The 17,394-nt window shown below is 47.9% G+C and carries 16 protein-coding genes; 2 read left to right on the top strand and 14 right to left on the bottom strand.

Annotated elements, in window-relative coordinates:
* Positions 1-168 precede the first annotated feature (168 nt).
* Positions 169-1,443, top strand: coding sequence for an outer membrane beta-barrel protein (locus KWJ01_RS10740; RefSeq protein ID WP_224996441.1), 1,275 nt, complete (start codon positions 169-171; stop codon positions 1,441-1,443).
* A gap of 64 nt (positions 1,444-1,507) precedes the next feature.
* On the opposite strand, the gene KWJ01_RS10745 is transcribed toward KWJ01_RS10740, so the two are convergent.
* From KWJ01_RS10745 to KWJ01_RS10785, 9 genes are all read right to left on the bottom strand, one after another.
* Positions 1,508-1,837 (bottom strand): DUF2493 domain-containing protein, encoded by a 330-nt coding sequence (locus KWJ01_RS10745; RefSeq protein WP_224996442.1) that lies wholly within the window; start codon positions 1,835-1,837, stop codon positions 1,508-1,510.
* A gap of 702 nt (positions 1,838-2,539) precedes the next feature.
* Positions 2,540-3,664 (bottom strand): DNA polymerase III subunit beta, encoded by a 1,125-nt coding sequence (dnaN, locus tag KWJ01_RS10750; protein WP_224996443.1) that lies wholly within the window; start codon positions 3,662-3,664, stop codon positions 2,540-2,542.
* Positions 3,665-3,807: 143 nt separating this feature from the next.
* A complete protein-coding gene (locus KWJ01_RS10755) occupies positions 3,808-4,749 on the bottom strand; it encodes a hypothetical protein (protein ID WP_224996444.1) in 942 nt (313 codons plus the stop codon).
* Entirely contained in the window at positions 4,746-6,464 is a 1,719-nt protein-coding gene (gldG, locus tag KWJ01_RS10760; protein ID WP_224996445.1) for a gliding motility-associated ABC transporter substrate-binding protein GldG, read from the bottom strand. Before gldG ends, KWJ01_RS10755 begins: the two co-directional genes overlap by 4 nt.
* Positions 6,465-6,472: 8 nt before the next feature.
* Positions 6,473-7,201: a gliding motility-associated ABC transporter permease subunit GldF gene (gldF, locus tag KWJ01_RS10765; protein ID WP_224996446.1), complete on the bottom strand. Its 729-nt coding sequence runs from the start codon at positions 7,199-7,201 to the stop codon at positions 6,473-6,475.
* Positions 7,198-8,124 (bottom strand): gliding motility-associated ABC transporter ATP-binding subunit GldA, encoded by a 927-nt coding sequence (gldA, locus tag KWJ01_RS10770; RefSeq protein ID WP_224996447.1) that lies wholly within the window; start codon positions 8,122-8,124, stop codon positions 7,198-7,200. Before gldA ends, gldF begins: the two co-directional genes overlap by 4 nt.
* Positions 8,125-8,159: 35 nt before the next feature.
* Complete coding sequence (locus KWJ01_RS10775; RefSeq protein WP_224996448.1) at positions 8,160-8,852, bottom strand: SDR family oxidoreductase; 693 nt, start codon at positions 8,850-8,852, stop codon at positions 8,160-8,162.
* A 76-nt stretch (positions 8,853-8,928) separates the two neighbouring features.
* Positions 8,929-9,459: a DinB family protein gene (locus tag KWJ01_RS10780; RefSeq protein WP_224996449.1), complete on the bottom strand. Its 531-nt coding sequence runs from the start codon at positions 9,457-9,459 to the stop codon at positions 8,929-8,931.
* A gap of 2 nt (positions 9,460-9,461) precedes the next feature.
* A complete protein-coding gene (locus KWJ01_RS10785) occupies positions 9,462-10,280 on the bottom strand; it encodes a purine-nucleoside phosphorylase (RefSeq protein WP_224996450.1) in 819 nt (272 codons plus the stop codon).
* A 195-nt stretch (positions 10,281-10,475) separates the two neighbouring features.
* On the opposite strand from KWJ01_RS10785, the gene KWJ01_RS10790 reads away from it, so the two are divergent.
* Positions 10,476-11,000: an NADPH-dependent FMN reductase gene (locus KWJ01_RS10790; protein ID WP_224996451.1), complete on the top strand. Its 525-nt coding sequence runs from the start codon at positions 10,476-10,478 to the stop codon at positions 10,998-11,000.
* A 196-nt stretch (positions 11,001-11,196) separates the two neighbouring features.
* On the opposite strand, the gene ftsZ is transcribed toward KWJ01_RS10790, so the two are convergent.
* Genes ftsZ through murG form a run of 5 tightly spaced genes read right to left on the bottom strand, consistent with a single transcriptional unit; the run spans position 11,197 to position 17,348 of the window.
* Complete coding sequence (gene ftsZ, locus KWJ01_RS10795; RefSeq protein WP_224996452.1) at positions 11,197-12,729, bottom strand: cell division protein FtsZ; 1,533 nt, start codon at positions 12,727-12,729, stop codon at positions 11,197-11,199.
* Positions 12,730-12,750: 21 nt separating this feature from the next.
* Positions 12,751-14,064, bottom strand: a complete 1,314-nt coding sequence (gene ftsA / locus KWJ01_RS10800) for a cell division protein FtsA (RefSeq protein ID WP_224996453.1) — start codon at positions 14,062-14,064, stop codon at positions 12,751-12,753.
* 11 nt (positions 14,065-14,075) lie between these two features.
* Positions 14,076-14,819, bottom strand: a complete 744-nt coding sequence (locus KWJ01_RS10805; RefSeq protein WP_224996454.1) for a cell division protein FtsQ/DivIB — start codon at positions 14,817-14,819, stop codon at positions 14,076-14,078.
* A gap of 10 nt (positions 14,820-14,829) precedes the next feature.
* Positions 14,830-16,242, bottom strand: a complete 1,413-nt coding sequence (gene murC, locus KWJ01_RS10810; protein WP_224996455.1) for a UDP-N-acetylmuramate--L-alanine ligase — start codon at positions 16,240-16,242, stop codon at positions 14,830-14,832.
* On the bottom strand, positions 16,239-17,348 hold the full coding sequence (gene murG, locus KWJ01_RS10815; RefSeq protein WP_224996554.1) for an undecaprenyldiphospho-muramoylpentapeptide beta-N-acetylglucosaminyltransferase: 1,110 nt from the start codon (positions 17,346-17,348) through the stop codon (positions 16,239-16,241). The genes murC and murG overlap by 4 nt, the downstream gene beginning before the upstream one ends.
* Positions 17,349-17,394 lie beyond the last annotated feature (46 nt).

Below are 17,394 nucleotides of genomic sequence, written 5' to 3' on the forward strand. Positions count from 1 at the left end.
TACCGGGGAATGACAGCCGAGGTTTTTCTGCCCACAACCAAACTACTTTAACAATAGGTTTATCAAAAGAATATTGAATGTTATATTTGATTCTGATTCCCTGCCAGTTCAGGACCATGAATTTCTATTTTTTTTAACCAAAACAACATTTGCTTACCTTTTTACCCGATGGAGAACCAGTATTCAACCAAACTACCTGCATTTGTACAAAACCTGATGATAGCCAGCGGCCTGCCTACCCTGGTATCACTACTCTTGATTCTTGGCCTGCAATCCTCCGCCTTTGGACAGCAGGTAAAAAACAGGCAGTCATATATTATTACCGTAAGTAGAGATACAATTTATGGCACCATCAAACCACTTGCCGGGGATGGTGGCAAACAGATTTCCTTCAGAGCTGCTAATGGAAATCAGTATACAAACTACAGTCCTGCAGCCCTACAGGCATTTGTAATTGAAGGCAACACCTACAAAGCGGTAGATGTGCCTGTAGCAGAAAACAAGACAGAAAGAACTTTCATGTTTAGTCTGGTAGAAGGTAAAATGAGCCTGTACAAACTCATTGACGTCTTTTACATCAAAACACCTGGAGATACCCTGATAAAACTTGAAAAAAGGGATGTGCGGGCTACAATCAATGACAATAGTAATGGCCGGCAAGTGATGGATATTGAAAGAGGCAACTACATCAGAGAAGACAAAAAATATATAGGCACATTACTGTTCCTGATGTCGGATTGCGAGCAGATTGCTTCTGATATCAGCAGAACAGACTTTACAGCCAAAGCGCTAAGCAAACTGGTGCAGCAATATAATTTATGCATATCTCCGGCAGAAAGCGTAAACTCGGCTAAAAACCCTTACCAGCTAACTACCCGATTTGGTGTAAGAGCTGGAGTTGTCAGCAGTACGTTCAAATATGCAGCACCAGGATATAGTTTACAGAGACCTGTCTATTTTGATTTCAATCCTGAAACAAATTTTACAGCAGGCATTTTTCTGGAGATGAGTCACCGGAATCGGGTTTCGATTCAACCAGAAATAAGTATCACAAAAAAAGGTGGAAGCGGAATAGCACCATTCAACCACAGCATCAACTCACTGGCGGAGTTTTCATTCACCTATTTGCAAGTACCCATATCTGTTTATTATAACCTTACTAAAACCCGCATCAGACCATTTATTTCTGCTGGAGGCGTGTACAGCAGGCTATTGAATTACCATGCACAGGTTAAAGCAACAGACTATAACAGATGGAGAGATGTATCTATGCAAAAGTATGGCCTGGGTGTACGAGCCGGGGCAGGATTAAGCTTTGTATTGACACCACGCAACAGAGTAGGCCTGGAATATACCTGGGAAAACACCCTCACAAATCGTTCAGAGTCAATCTTCAACATGACCCAGATATCTCATGGTATTAGCCTGAAGGCCACTTTCTAATCTTACAAGTTCATTGAAAACAAAGCCCTGTTCTATGGCATTTGCTATGGTTCAGGGCTTTCAGTTAAAAGTACTTTATTACAACCTTCTTTCCCTTTTGCCGGGCATATTTTAGTAAATCGCCGGTACCGGGACTTTTACCATCCCAAAAGGCTATTACCAGTTGAGCTGCGCTGATGATGTTGTAGGTACGGGAGGCATTGGAAGTTTCCGGATGCTCTGTATGCGGAATGATCTGCAGGGGAATATTCTTTTCCTCCGAATACTGCTCTGCCAGTTTATCAGCCCCTGTATCTCCACCAGATACTATTTCTGTAATGTGAATGCACCTCAGGGTACTCTTCAGAAGCTCATAATCTGAAAATGTTCTCGATCCAATCACTGCTACTTTCAAATCTTTTCTTTCCTCCTGGTTTACAATGGTTTTATTTGTTTAACGAAACCAAAGCATAAGTGATATAAAAAAATCATTTCACCCAACTAAGCTACTTTATTTCAAGAAGCCTTTTCAGGCACTGACTACACAAAGGCACAAATAGCAAACTAATATCGATGGTGCCACATTAATACATATGTATATACGACAAGCTTAGGGGAAAAGCAAAAAGAAATAGGCATTATTAACAAAATCAACACAGCAACAATCCCGCTTTATTGATTTTAATATATAAAATAATAAATAAATTATATTTCATAAATAAAGGTGTACTACCAGAGCCTAAGCCTATAAAATCTTCAGCCCCGGGCTCTCATTATTCAAGACAGCCAAAGACCTGAATCGAGATTACAAAGGCCTCTTTGGGAGGCCTGGCAGGCATACAACACCCCTGGCAAAGTTTATCTGCTGAAGATGGAATCAGCATGATTGAAAGCGTAGACAACAAATTGCCGGAAGAACTACAGGCAGCGGAAACAGAACTGTAGCATCAGTATCAGCAGACAGAAAAAGCAGACGGAAGCATCCTGCGGTGCATCCGTGAGCTAGATCGGAGAAGTTTGATGCGATAGTTTATCTATTCTTAGAAAGCAGAAAAAGCAGCCTCTCTCGGGGCTGCTTTTTCGGTTTTATGTTTCTTCTTTCTGTATCAGTAAACCACTACACGTAATTGTTCAGCATCACCGGCATTACCAGCATCAGGATGTCTTCATTTTCATCCTTATCGCGAGGGATCAGCAGACCTGCACGGTTTGGTTTGCTAAGGTTCAGCTGCACATCTGTAGAGTCCAGGTTGTTGAGCATCTCGATCAGGAAGCGGGCATTGAAGCCAATCTCGATATCCTCGCCATCGTGGTCGCAGCTGAGGCGTTCCATGGCTTCGTTAGAGAAATCAAGGTCTTCTGCACTGATCTGCAACTGGTTACCTGTTATTTTAAGACGCACCTGATGGGTGGTTTTGTTGGCATAAATGGCAATACGCTTCAGCGAGCTAAGCAGCTCCATGCGGTTAATCACCATTTTGTTGTTATTATCTACCGGAATTACGTTCTCGTAATCAGGAAAACGCTCATCAATCAGGCGGCAGATCATCTTTATGTTGTTGAACTTAAAGAAGGCATTAGAGGCATTAAACTCTATAGTAACAGGGGTAGCGCCAGAGGGCAGCGTTGTGCGCAGCAGGTTCAGGGCCTTCTTCGGGATAATGATGTTGTTGTCCATATCGGCAGCAACATCTACCCTGCGGTAACGAATAAGACGGTGACCGTCTGTAGCTACAAAGGTGGCATTGGTATCGCGCAGCTGAATGTAAACACCCGTCATGGCCGGACGAAGCTCATCGTTGCTCACTGCAAACAAGGTATTGGCAATGGCATTTTGCAGCGTATCAGCAGGTACATCAACACCATAGGGATCATTTACCTCCGGCGTGCGGGGAAAGTCTGTTGCATTCTCGCCAGAAAGCTTGTAACGGCCATTGTCGGAGCTGATCTCAATAGTGTAGGTTTCTTCATCTATGCTGAAGGTTACCGGCTGTTCCGGCAGGTTTTTCAGCGTATCCATCAGGATGCGGGCCGGTACGGCTATGTTACCGCTTTCGCGGGCTTCCACATCCATTTCAGTAATCATGCTTGTTTGCAGATCGGAAGCTGTTACTTTCAGCGCCCCGTCGTTGATCTCAAATAGAAAATTCTCCAGAATCGGCACTACCGGATTTGAGGTAATTACCCCGCTGATAGCCGAGAGTTGCTTTAAAAGGGCGGAGGAAGAAACGATAAACTTCATATGCAGCGATGAAAAGTCTTGTTGGTTTTTGCGGCCTAAAGTTAAAAAAAATTACACAAGCACCTAAAGGCAGTTTAACAAGAAAGCGGGTTTTTTCCAAGCTTTCTTCCAGATCAAACGGTTTAGGAGCTTAAGTACACAAATTACTGTTCCAAAAGCAGATCATGCCTGCGAATTAGCATTGCCTGGGCAAGCCTTTCGTCCAGCAGCACGGCCTCTTTTTGCCTGGGCAGATAACCCAACCGCTGGCGCCTGCCGGGCAGTGGCGGGTAAAGCTGCAGCTCCAGCCCTTCTGAATTTCCAACGGTTTGCATCCTGAAGAGCGCCATCGGCTGTGTTTGCAGCAGGCTATCATAGGCAGGATCTTCGCCAGGTGTTAAATAGCCCGAGATCTGCAAAGGCTCATAGATCATCATGTACTGAAAGAGCACTGAGCTATCTGGTCGCAGCAGGTTTTCTACCCCCAGCATATTATTCTGGTAACGAATACTAACATTTTGGGCAGTATCGGCAGGGTACACCACATCCAGCCCCTGGAAGTTCATGCTGTTGAGGCTGGTAAGCATTTTATTCCGCAAATCGCTCTCCTTCAGGTAAAAGATACCACTGATGTAGCTGGAGTAGCCTGGCAGCTCCATCACATATGCCTTTTCATCGCGGGCAAAGTATGAAATGCGCTGCCCTTCCGATCCACCCACCATAAAACGTGCAGGACTTGCGCCTCCCTCCAGTTCTACCTCTACTCCTTCTTCGGTTAACTGCCGGAGAACGGCCTCCTGCTGGCTGCGGGCAACAGGCCTTTTCACCTGCACCTCGTTCAGCACGCTTAGCAGCACATTGATAATGGCCGGATCGGCCGCATGATTCTCGTTAAGCAACCAGTAACCGTTGCGCTTCTGCATGGTCTGCACCCTGCCATCGGGCTGGCGCAGGGTTATTTTTTCTATAGCTGCAGTATCTGCTATGGTAAACAGGTTTCTATCGACCTGCTGATTACCGGCAGGCCCCTTACTGCTGATCATCACAGCAAAAACTGCCGTTAGAATAAAGAATATGATCGCTAGTGCCCAGTTCTTTCTAGTCATGCTTCTGTAGGTTTAGCGAAGCGGGTGTATTTACGTTTGCGCCAGAAATAATGGCCTACGCCTAAAAGCACCACCAGTAGCACAGGCACCAGCAGGTTAAGGGTTTGCCACCAGCTCTTTTCGGCCTCTACCCGCACAGGATCCAGCGGACGGATGGCTATTTCTTTGTTCCTGGCCAGTATGAGCCCGCTTTCGTTGGTAAGGTAAGCCAGGGCATTCTGAATAAATTCACTGTTGGCAAAAATTTGCTGCGTAAAAGGTGCTGCACCCAGGGGTAACGGCTCGCGGGTGCGGCGGTTTACTTCGTTGATGGGAAAATCGCCATCGCTCACCACCACAATCTTTCCGCCCTGGCTGTCTGCCACAAATCCCTGTTCATCTACACCTTCGGGCAAAAACCTGTTCTTATAGAGCGAAGTAAACTCACCCTCCAGCAGGTAAGCAACCGGCTGCGGACCGGCATTGTAACTCTCCGGGCGCACATCCCGCCTAAGGTCTTCCACACTCACCCGCACCGGTGCATTAAACAAGCGGCTATACTGGGAGGTAAGGATGAGCGGTGTTTTACGCACACCTTCTGCCTTTACAGTATCCAGGCTACTCACAAAGCGGGCATAGGTAGCATCGAGGTTGCGCACAATGGGGTGAGCAGCATAGTTATTCATGACCGGGAAAAACGGCCAGCGCAGCATCCGTACCTGTGGCTGATCACCCATATTACCCACCACAATGGGATAGGCACCTGAGCTTAAATCCTGCACCAGGTTCTGGTTCAGGCGCAGCCCCCAGCGGAACAGTAACTCCTCCAGCCCAAGCGGCTGTGGTACTGCAATGGTTCCTCCCTGCCCCAGGCTGTCCATGTTTACCCGCACGGCATCCAGGAACATGAGCAGGTTGCCGCCACGCATTACGTACTGGTCTAACAGAAAGCGCTGCTGATCGGTAAACTGCTGGGTTGGGTTAGCTATGACCACGGCAGCAGGCTGCTGCCCGGCAAGTGCTTCGGGGCGCATTCTGCTAATATCGTACTGTTCCTGAAGTGTTTGCATGATGCTGCCCACCTGTATGGAATCGGCTTCGCCATTACCAACCAGCCAGCCCACCTGTGGTTTGCCCTGCTGGGTTAGCTCACGAATGGCAGAAGCCAGCTCATACTCTACGCCTTCCACAGACTGGTTGAGGCGCTCTTCAGGCGTAGCAGTCATGTTCCCTTTAAGGAGCATTACCCCACGCTCCTGCCCGCCATAGCTCACTACCGCGCCGGGAAACACCAGCTTCTCGGTACGTTTGCCCTCTTCGGTATCGAAAATATTGGTAGGCTGAATGCCTTTGGCTGCCAGGTTGCTGTAAAATTCGTTGCGGGCATTCTGGCTTACTGCCGTAGATGGATCTATAAAATTGTACTGGATGTTGCCACCGGCATAGGTCCTGAATTCATCCAGGGTTTCACGCACACTGCGCTGCAGGCGCTTAAAGCCTGCCGGCACATCGCCCTCCAGGTATACATCTACATATACCACATCTTCCAGCTCCTCCAGCACGGCTGTGGTAGCCGGGGTAATGGAGTAGCGCTTGTCTTCTGTAAGATCGATGCGGAAGAAGTTATCTGAGGCCCATACATTCAGAATAAGCAACAGCATCAGGCCAATGCCAAACCAAAGCAGGTCTTCTATTTTCTTTGGTGTTCCGCTATGTTGTGTTTTACGTATCTGCATACCCTTATTTACCATTTGCGGCTGCTTAGCACCAGTTTAGTGAGCATGAGCATCAGCACAATCACAGTTAGAAAATAAATCACATTGCGTGAATCGATGAGGCCTTTGCTCAGGGCATTATAGTGGTACAGGATACCGAGCTGCTGCACCACATAACCGCTGCTGCTCAAAACATCAATAGTAGCCAGTGAGCTAAAGCCTGAATAAAGAATAAAGCACAGGAACAGGGCTACCAGGAAGGAAACAATCTGGTTTTCTGTAAGCGAAGATGCAAACACACCAATGGCCGCAAAAACAGATCCCAGCAAAAAAAGCCCCAGGTAAGAGCCTGCCACAGCAGCCGTATCGATATTACCGGGCGGGTTACCAAGCTCGCTCAAACTGTAATAGTAGAGCAGGGTTGGAATAAGGGCCAGCAACAGCAGAAAAAGGCTGCTGAAGTACTTGCCCAGAATTACCTGCCAGTCGGTTAACGGGCGGGTGTAGAGCAGCTCCAGCGTGCCCGCTTTTTTCTCCTCGGCAAAGGTACGCATGGTAATAGCCGGCAGCAGAAACAGGAGCACATAGGGTCCAAAGGAGAAGAGGGTTTCCAGGTCGGCATAGCCCCACTCCAGCACCGATGTTTCGGGAAAAACCCACACCAGCAGGCCTACCCCAACCAGAAATACGCTTAATACAATATAGGCAATCAGCGAGTTGAGAAAGCTGTTTACCTCTTTCAGAAATACTTGGATCATGCTACAGGCTGTTGTTGGGTTAGCTCCCTGAATACTTTCTCGAGCGAGTTCTCCTCCAGGCGCAGTCCCACCAGGGGCAGATCGTTATCCGCTGCCAGGCGAAAGATGCGGGAGCGCACCCCCAGGTCTTCGGTAGTGTGGAGCAGGTACTGGGCTGCATTGACCTCTTCTACCTTTTTGATGCCATCTATTCTTTCAAAGAGCAGCGGGTCTACTGCTGCTTCAAACTCTACCCTGATGAGCCTGCCACCAGCAGGCTGCTGCTGCAGCTGACTCACGGGACTATCGGCCACCACCTTGCCCCGGTTAATGATTACCACCCGGTGGCACAGGGCCTGTACCTCCTGCATGATATGAGTGCTGAAGATAACGGTTTTGCGGCTGCTGATGCTGCGGATCACGCCCCTGATTTCTTCAATCTGGTTAGGGTCAAGCCCAGTGGTGGGCTCATCCAGGATCAGCACCGTAGGGTCATGCACCAGCGCCTGGGCAAGCCCTACCCGTTGCCGGTATCCTTTACTCAGGGCTTGTATTTTTTTATTCTGCTCACGCTCCAGCCCACAAAGACTCACTACCTCTGCCACCCGCTGTTTCAGCCGCTTTCCCGAAAGTTTATGCAGAGAACCAATAAAGCGCAGGTACTCATGCACATACATATCCAGGTAAAGTGGGTTGTGCTCAGGCAGGTAACCAATTTGCTGGCGAACCTTCAGCGGATTTTCCAGAACATCCAGGCCGTTGATGAGCACCGTACCGGAGGTGGGTGGCAGATAGCAGGTGGCTATTTTCATGGTGGTGGACTTACCGGCTCCGTTTGGCCCCAGGAAACCCAGAATTTCACCCTGTGCTACAGCAAACGATACATCGTTCACTGCCCACTGTTCTCCGTATTGTTTGTATAGATTTTTTACTTCCAGCGACATGCTGTCTTTTTAACGGCGCAAAGATAATAAAATTATTAGCCTTTGGGCTTTAAGGGTCTCATCTCCACATCTACAATATGAAAATTCTTATGTGTTTTAATGCAATGCAGAATGGTGTCGGCCACATCCTGCGGGCGCATCATGTGCTCATGGGCTGTTACACTGCCTATCTCATCAAAAAAATGAGTGTTTGTAGAGCCAGGATAAATACAGGTTACTTTGATACCTTCATTGCGCACCTCTTTATATAATGAATGTGAAATACCCCTTACTGCATGTTTACTTGCTACATAACCACTCATGCCGGCAATACCGGTTGTGCCGGCAATGCTGCTTAGGTTAATGATGTGGCCTTCTCCCCGCTCCTTCATCAGGGGCAGTACCAGCCTGGTACAATAAAATATGCCGTTTACATTTACATCTATCATGGTGTGCCACTGTGCCGGGTCCATCTCATCGAGCTTACCCTCGTAACCCAATCCTGCATTGTTGGCAAGTACGGCTATATCAGCACCAAAGTGTTCAAGGCTTGCACTAAAAGCCTGCTGTACCGATTCCATATTCCCCACATCGCACTGTTGCCAGAAAAAATTATCCTGTTTCAGGTCTGGCTCCGATCGGCTCCAGCCGGCCACCTTCATGCCCGCCGCCAGTAACTGACGGCACAGTTCGAGGCCTATTCCTTTACTTGCCCCTGTTACTATTGCTACCTTATTCTTTAATTCCATTTTTTATCTTTTAAAAAAATTGCCTGAATAGTATTTCATACCCAGGCAATACAATTTTGTTTATGTAAGGCTTAGCTTAGGGCTTTGCCACCACCAGCTCCGGAAAATAGCGCTCTTTTAAAATTCTGAAATGATGCAGCTGATGCCCCGCTATAATATAAGCCAGCGCTAAAACTGTAATGGGATTATCATTGGCGATGCCCCTGCGGCGAAAAGCAGATTCGTCGAAATTCTGGAACAGGCAGAGGGTAGACTTACGCACCACCTGGAACTCTGTCCTCAGATCTGCAATGGTTCGATATTGGGTGTGGGCAATGCGGGCATAAGAATTTTCATCGAAGCCCGGCAGCGGTGTTGTATCTCCCCTTGCAATGGTAAGGGCTCGGTAGGCCATGATACGTTCCGTATCTATTGCATGCTGCAGCAGTTCCTTTACCGACCATTTGTCGGGGGCATACCTATAATCTCCTTTTGCTTCGGAGAGTAAAGCTAAAAAGCGTGGAATTTCTTCTGCAGCTTTTTCCAGTGCCGGAATAGGTTCAGTCTGAGGCACCTGCTCGATATAAGCCTTGTAAAAGGCTGGATATTCGTTTTCCTGTGGTCTCATAACTAAATGGTTTGTAGGGATACTAATTCTTCAACAAGCGCAGTTAGCTTTGGTTCTGCCATGGCAGCTGCGGCCAGCACTTTTTCAATGGTTACATGTTCCAGCGCCTCAGGAGTACACAGATCGGTAATTACCGACACTGCAAATACCGGCAGGTTCATATGTCGTGCCACCAAAGCCTCCGGTACGGTAGACATGCCAACAGCATCGGCCCCAATTACGCGCATGTAGCGGTATTCTGCAGGAGTCTCCAGGTTTGGACCGGTAACTGCAGCATAAACACCTTTGTGCAGCCTGAAGCCTAGTCTGGCAGCAATATCCCCGGCCTGCTGCAGCAGGGTTTCGTCATAAGGCTTGAACATATCCGGAAAGCGGGGACCGAATTCATCAAGGTTTTTACCCCTTAATGGATTTTCCGGCAGCAGATTGATGTGATCGTTCAAAGCCATCAGGTCTGCGAGCTTATGATCGGGATTAAGCCCCCCGGCAGCATTACTGATGTAAAGTTGCTTAATTCCAAGCAGTTTCATCACCCTTACCGGCAGGGTAATCTGCTGCATATTATAGCCTTCGTAATAATGAAACCTGCCCTGCATCACCACCACCTGCTTGCCACCCAGCTCCCCAAAAATCAGCCTGCCGTTGTGGCTCTCTACCGTAGAGATCGGGAAATGGGGTATATCATCATAGCGAATACTATGCTGCACTTTAACTTTGTTTACCAGTTGGCCCAGGCCGGTACCGAGAATTATGCCAATTTGTGGATCGAAGGAGATTTGTTTACGAATGGCAGCAACTGCCTCTTGAATTTGTTGTAGCATGAAATAGAACTTTAAAAATTGTTCATTGGTCTTTTCAGAAAGGGTTGTAAAAATCGGTCAATCCTTAGCAGTTAAACTATGATTTACATCAACCCTTTTAAAAAGTCAGTGTTCAATACTAATAAAAATTTAGGTGGATTTGCAAGATGCGGGCAGGAACCGCATCTTGCAGCTATACATTCTTAAGAATAATCAATGATTGAGATAATTTCAGGCACCAACAGGCCGGGAGCAGTATCTGCAATGGTAGCCCAGTGGTACCAGGCACTGCTGCAGCAAAAAGGTGTAGAAAGCCAGATACTTGATTTAATAGAGCTGCCCGAAGATTTTACCGTATCTGCACTCTATGACAGCAGCGGTACTAACAAGGGCTTTAATGCCCTGGCAGAACGGCTGCGCCATGCCAGCAAAATGGTATACATAGTACCAGAATACAACAATTCCTTTCCCGGGGTGCTCAAGGCTTTTATCGATGGCATGGACTATCCCAGTCCTTTCAAAGGAAAGAAGTGTGCACTGGTGGGTGTATCATCAGGGGTACAGGGTGGTGGTATGGCCATGAGCCACCTTACCGATGTATTTAACTACCTGGGCATGCACGTGCTTGCCCAAAAGCCCCGCCTGGCGCAGATAGAAAAAAACATGGCCAATGGCCAGCTCACCAATACCCTTTACAAACAACTGCTGGAGGAGCAGGTGGAGGCGTTTGTGCGGTTTTGATGATAGTGCTTGCTACAGCGCTTTCCTGAACATTAGGCACACATTTGCTGTAAATACATAAAACCAAAAAGCCAGGGTACTAATCCTGGCTTTTTGGTTTTGGTTGAAATTTGAGAGAATAAGGCAATAAAGCCTTAATCTGTTACTATTCCAGTCCGGCAGACCGAAATCCATTTGACTTTAGTCAACTTTGACACTAGTCAACATTATCGTGCAGAAACTTATTGTTTCCTAAGATCTGGTTCTCGTCGTTGAGGTTGTAGCGCGATACGTTCTTTTCTGATGAATGGGGAACATCCTTCAGGCGAACATTCTTGCGCAGATAAGCCGGTACATCCAGCATCTCTTTCAGGTCCTCGGGTTCATTTACATTAGTAGTAGGGCGAAGACCTTTGATCCTGCGAACACGGTCTTTAGCCTTATCAATCAGGAGCTGGCGTTTCTGGCGAAGGTCCTCTTCGTACAGAAACTCCTCATCCTCCACTTCATCTTCCATTTCCGGACCCGACACAAACTCATATTCAGGTTCGGCATAAGGTTCTGGTTGTGGTTCTGGTTTAGGGGGGGTAGGTGCTGGCTTTTCAAAGGCATAGCCACGCCCTGCCTCAGGTTCGCGCTCCTGTGGTTGAGCCTGAGGCTTTGTAAAAGAAACAGGCTTGTTCTCGATGGTCCTGTTAGACTCAAGATCAATCACGCGCTTCTTTTCCTGGAAAGGATCTTTGCTCTGGAAGGGGTCCTTGCTGATGGGCTCCTCTTCGGCAATAAAGCCTGTAGCAATTACGGTTACCCGTATGCTGTTGCCTAATTCCGGATCCACACCGTGGCCGAAGATCATCTCTGCATCTTCGCCGGCTTTCTCCTGGATGTATTCGGTAATTTCGGTGAGCTCGTCCATCTGCAGCTCTGCCTCTTCGCCGGAAATAATGGAGAGCAGGATTTTCTGCGCACCATGGATGTTGCGGCTGTTGAGCAGCGGAGAAGATATGGCCTCCTCTGCAGCACGGCGTGCCCTGTTTTCTCCTTCTGCAAGAGAAGAACCCATTACGGCTGCTCCGCTGTCTTTCATAACGGTTTTCACGTCTTCAAAGTCAACGTTCACATAGCCGGGAACGGTAATGATCTCTGCAATACCTTTGGCTGCAGTAGTCAGCACGTTATCAGCCTGGGCAAATGCATCACGAATGGGCAGGTTGCCGTATATCTCGCGCAGTTTATCGTTCAGGATAACGATTACTGTATCGCAATTATCTTTCAGCAGGTTTATACCGTGTGAGGCCTGTGCCAGCTTCTTTTTACCCTCCCAGGCAAAAGGAAGTGTAACGATGCCTACGGTAAGTATGCCAAGCTCTTTGGCTACCCTTGCCAGTTCAGGGGCTGCACCGGTTCCGGTTCCGCCGCCCATACCGGCAGTGATGAACACCATTTTGGTGTCTTTGCTCAGCAGTTCTCTTATTTCTTCCTTGCTCTCTACAGCGGCATTTCTTCCTTTTTCAGGGTTAGCGCCGGCACCCAGACCTTCGGTAAGGCCGGTACCAATCTGCAGGCGGTTAGGGATCGGACTGCTTTTTAAAGCTTGAGAATCAGTATTAACAACCACGAATTCAACATCGCGAATGCCCTGGTTGTACATATGGTTTACGGCATTACTGCCGCCCCCGCCAACACCAATCACCTTAATAATAGAGCGGTGGTGTGAGGGTAATTCAAATTGGTATTTGTTTTCAGGCATGATGGCTTTCTTGTTAATGGGTTAGTACAGATCCTGGTCCTCCATATCATCAATAAGCAGGTTACGGGTACGGTCAATGATGTTCTTAAAGAACCCACCACCTGACGGCCGCTCCTTCTTCACCTGTTTGCTCGTAATCTGTTGCTGCGGACGTCGCTCGTTGTATTGGTTCTCACGATCGTCTATTGCTTTAAAGCCTGAAAGTACAAGACCCACCGAAGTAGCGTACATCGGGCTTTTCACCATTTCTACTTTGCTTTTGCCAAGGTGCTCATTGGGGTAGCCAATGCGGGCATCCATGCCAATCATATATTCATATAACTGACGGATACCAGCCAGCTGTGAACCACCACCTGTGATCACAATGCCGCCTGCCAGGCGGTTGTCGTAGCCACTGGAAATGATCTCGGCATGTACCAGTTCAATGATCTCCTCCATACGCGCCTCAATGATGTGAGACAGGTTGCGGATAGAGATCTCTTTAGGCGGACGGTTGCGCAGGCCGGGAATGGAAACAATTTCGTTTTCACTGGCCTCCTCGGCAATGGCACGTCCGAATTTAGTCTTCAGCAGCTCGGCCTGGTGTTGCATTACCATGCAGCCCTGCTTGATATCGGAAGTAATAATATTACCACCGAAAGGAATTACTGCCGTATGCCTAATGATGTTGTCGTGGAAAATGGCAATATCGGTTGTACCGCCACCAATGTCTACCAGGCAGACACCGGCTTCTTTTTCCTCGTCTGTTAACACCGCCAGGCTACTGGCAAGAGGTTCCAGTATCAGATTTTCAATCTCTAGATTGGCCCGGCGGACACACTTATTAATATTGTTAATAGCGTTGGTCTGAGCCGTGATAATATGGAAATCAGCCTCCAGTTTCACACCCGACATGCCAACAGGATCTTTGATCCCATCTTCATAATCGACGGTGTAGCTCTGGGGCATGACGTGTATGATCTCACTTCCCGGAGGAATCACGATGCGGTACATATCATTGGTGAGGCGGTTCACATCCTCTACCGTGATTTCATCATCGGCAGAATTACGCGTAATGCTGCCATGATGGATTGAACTTTTGATATGCTGGCCGGCAATGCCAACATTTACTACGCGGATGTCTATTCCGGATTGCTCTTCTGCCTCTGCAATAGCTTTTTGGATACCTGTTACCGTTTTATCAATATTGGTAACAATACCCCGAACTACCCCGTCAGAAACAGCTTTCCCCATCCCCATCACTTCGAGTTTGCCATACTCGTTCCGGCGTCCCACAATAACGCAGATTTTAGTGGTGCCTATGTCTAAGCCTACAACGATTTTATCTTCCTGCATGCCTGCGTGGTTTATTCACAAACAATTTGATTACTATATTTCAAACTCACCCGGTCATATGTATTCCAGCCTTTAGCAGGCAATATGCGGGTATAAAAAATCATTAACTTCTTAAATTTCTCTTCAATATTTTCTGCCTTACCAAACTCTACCACCTGACGGGTTACCTGTGGATAAAGCCGTATGTCTCCATTTCGGTTAATGCTAACCTCCGCAATTTGCGCCTTCCAGAAAGGATCCTGATCAATATACAGCAGCAACTCTAACAACTGTTGACCGTAAGGAGTCTCCTCCAGGTTGTCGAGCCACAACTTGCGGGTGTAGTCTCCGCTAAGGAGCACCACCCGTGCTGTGTATTTTTCTGAAAGCGGTAGCACCTGGCCGATATTACTTACATAAGCTCCCGGCCCGTCTTGCCGCAAGATTCGCGCTATAGGCTTGCTCTGGGTGATACTGACGAACAAGTTACCCTGAAAGTCTGTAGATACCTCAGTATTACTTACAAACTTATGATTCTTCAGCCGATTTTCAAGTATTTTTAAGCTTAAGTTTTCTACATTCGCCCCTACTATCTTTTCTTCGCCTCCGTCTGTAAGCAGCTTTAAAACATCTGCCTCATCCAGAAAATAATTATTGATCTGGTTGTCAATTTCAACCACAACCTTACGTATCACCCTGCTGTCGTTGCGGAAGCTTATCCAGCTTATGCACACGGCAATAAGCAGTGCGCTCAGCCCCCAGGGTAGTGTACTCAAAAACCTCTGCTTATCCATTCGCCTCTTCTTTCTCTTTTTTCTCCAACAGGCCTTTGATCTGTGGTATCAGCGTGTCAATACTGCCTGCACCTACGGTCATCAGCACTTCGTAAGTACCCTCTTCAAGTAATGCTGGAACCTCCTGCAGCTTAACCATCTTCTTCTCTTTAGCTGTCAGCAGGTTATAGATTATTTGAGACTCCACACCCTCCAAAGGTTCTTCACGGGCAGGATATATGTTGGTGAGAATTACCTCGTCTGCAAGACTCAGTGACTCTGCAAAGCCTTCGTGAAAATCGCGGGTCCGGGTGTACAAATGCGGCTGAAAAACAACCGTCAATTTTTTTTCGGGGTACAAGGCCCGTACAGATTTCAGAAAGGCCCGTATCTCTTCCGGGTGATGCGCATAGTCATCGATCAATACAGAATTACCTCCTTTATATACCAGCTCAAAGCGGCGCTTCACTCCCCGGAAGGAGGCAAGTGCTTTCCTGATATTATCGGTAGAGATCTTCAGCTTCAGGGCAACTGAAATAGCCGCCACTGCATTTTCCACATTGTGAAACCCTGGTATGCCCAGCTCCAGGTCCCTGATCTCCTCCTCCAGCCCAACATAATCAAAGTAAAAGGCACCATTTTCCACCCTTACATTTTCGGCTCTGCAGCTTGCATCTGTCGCCAGGCCGTAGCTAAGTACCTCAACCCCTTTACCTGCCCCATTGGCAATAATGGCATCGCAATTTGAGTTGATAAAAACAGTGCCACCAGGCTGTACCCTGCCCACAAAAAGCATGAAAGCCTCCACTACCTTTGCTGCATCACCATAAATATCCAGGTGATCTGCATCTGTAGCCGTTACAACAGCCAGCTCAGGCTCCAACCACAGAAATGAACGGTCAAACTCATCTGCCTCTGCAACAATCACCGGCTCTTCGGGCCCGTTGTGCAAAATGAGATTGCTGCCATAATTGGCTGTAATACCACCCAGAAAAGCAGAAACAGGCTTGCCTGAGTCTTTCAGCAGGTGGGCAATCATGGAAGAAGTGGTGGTTTTGCCATGGGTGCCTGCTACAGCAGCCGTGTGGCGGTTGTGGGTAAGCATGCCCAGCACTTCAGCCCTTTTCTTTATCGTGTACTCCTCGAACCTGAGGAAACTCCAACCCAGGTGATTCTTAGGAATTGCAGGTGTAAGTATTACCAGCGTGCGTTCGCGCTCCTCCTTAACCCAGGCAGGCATGGCATTCAGGCTGTCTTCAAAATGAATGGTAACACCTTCCGCTTCAAGCTCAGTGGTTAAAGCTGTAGGCGTGCGGTCATAGCCCCCCACCCTGAATCCGTTTTTGCAGAACCAGCGGGCCAGTGCGCTCATACCTATGCCGCCTATACCTAAAAAGTAGATGTTATGGTAGTCCGCCAGCTTCACGCAATTAAGGATATTATTTCGTTTGCAATATTTTCTGCCGCATTGGGCTTTCCAAGGCGGGCAATATGTTGACTTAGCTCCTGTTTACGGGCTTCGTCGTGCAGCAGGGCCAGGGCCTCGCGCACCAGGGCTTCATGTGCCTGTACATCCCGCACCAGCACTGCGGCATTTTCCTTTACCAGGTTAAGTGCATTTTTTGTCTGATGATCTTCTGCCACGTTGGGCGAAGGCACCAGTATGGATGGCCTGGCTGCCAGGCATAGTTCCGATATACTTAAAGCACCGGCTCGCGACACCACCACATCGGCAGCGCCATAGGCCAGTGGCATTTCCTTAATGAAAGGCATAATCCTGAGCCTGTCGCCCTGTAAGTGTTTTGTAGATTCGTTAAGGGCATCGTAATATACTTTACCTGTTTGCCATAATACCTGCACCCGCTGCGCCTGCAGTTCCTCCAGTCCTTCCAAAATACTTTGGTTAATGGTGCGGGCACCCAGGCTGCCGCCAATTATAAGCAGTGTTTTCAAATCTTCCCTGAACCCGAAAAAGCTTAAGCCTTCCCTGCGCAGTTGCTGTGCCTGAAGAATATCCTTCCTTACCGGGTTGCCGGTAAAGACAAGCTTGTTTGCAGGGAAATAGTTTTCCATTCCGGGGTAAGCAACGCAAATCTTTTTTACATACTTAGCCAGGAGTTTATTGGTTAGGCCTGCATAACCATTTTGCTCCTGCAGCAAGCCGGGAATTCCCTGGCGGGTAGCTGCAAAAACAAGGGGTCCGCTGGCATAACCACCAACACCAACAACAGCATGGGGCTTAAACTCCTTAACCAGGGCTGTGGCCCTGGCAACACTGCTGATCACCTTTAAGGGGAAAGCCAGGTTATCCAGCGTAAGGCGACGTTGCAGACCACTGATCCAGAGACCTTCGATATGATAGCCTGCCTCCGGTACTTTCTGCATTTCCATACGACCTTTTGCACCTACAAACATGATCTCGGTTTGTGGGGCAATGCGACGCAGGGCATCTGCTATGGCTATGGCAGGGTAAATATGACCACCCGTGCCGCCACCGCTAATAATTACTCGATATGGTTGTGAAGAGGAGATAGCTTAACAATTTTCAACTATTAATGTACAAGTATTTAATGGTATT

This window comes from Cesiribacter sp. SM1 (assembly GCF_020178975.1).
Classification (GTDB): Bacteria; Bacteroidota; Bacteroidia; order Cytophagales; family Cyclobacteriaceae; genus Cesiribacter.

Excerpts from the sequence above, each read along its gene's own strand:
- KWJ01_RS10740 (WP_224996441.1), top strand. The coding sequence starts at position 169 with ATGGAGAACCAGTATTCAACCAAACTACCTGCATTTGTACAAAACCTG.
- dnaN (WP_224996443.1), bottom strand. The coding sequence starts at position 3,664 with ATGAAGTTTATCGTTTCTTCCTCCGCCCTTTTAAAGCAACTCTCGGCT.
- KWJ01_RS10755 (WP_224996444.1), bottom strand. The coding sequence starts at position 4,749 with ATGACTAGAAAGAACTGGGCACTAGCGATCATATTCTTTATTCTAACG.
- gldG (WP_224996445.1), bottom strand. The coding sequence starts at position 6,464 with ATGCAGATACGTAAAACACAACATAGCGGAACACCAAAGAAAATAGAA.
- gldF (WP_224996446.1), bottom strand. The coding sequence starts at position 7,201 with ATGATCCAAGTATTTCTGAAAGAGGTAAACAGCTTTCTCAACTCGCTG.
- gldA (WP_224996447.1), bottom strand. The coding sequence starts at position 8,124 with ATGTCGCTGGAAGTAAAAAATCTATACAAACAATACGGAGAACAGTGG.
- KWJ01_RS10775 (WP_224996448.1), bottom strand. The coding sequence starts at position 8,852 with ATGGAATTAAAGAATAAGGTAGCAATAGTAACAGGGGCAAGTAAAGGA.
- KWJ01_RS10780 (WP_224996449.1), bottom strand. The coding sequence starts at position 9,459 with ATGAGACCACAGGAAAACGAATATCCAGCCTTTTACAAGGCTTATATC.
- KWJ01_RS10785 (WP_224996450.1), bottom strand. The coding sequence starts at position 10,280 with ATGCTACAACAAATTCAAGAGGCAGTTGCTGCCATTCGTAAACAAATC.
- KWJ01_RS10790 (WP_224996451.1), top strand. The coding sequence starts at position 10,476 with ATGATTGAGATAATTTCAGGCACCAACAGGCCGGGAGCAGTATCTGCA.
- ftsZ (WP_224996452.1), bottom strand. The coding sequence starts at position 12,729 with ATGCCTGAAAACAAATACCAATTTGAATTACCCTCACACCACCGCTCT.
- ftsA (WP_224996453.1), bottom strand. The coding sequence starts at position 14,064 with ATGCAGGAAGATAAAATCGTTGTAGGCTTAGACATAGGCACCACTAAA.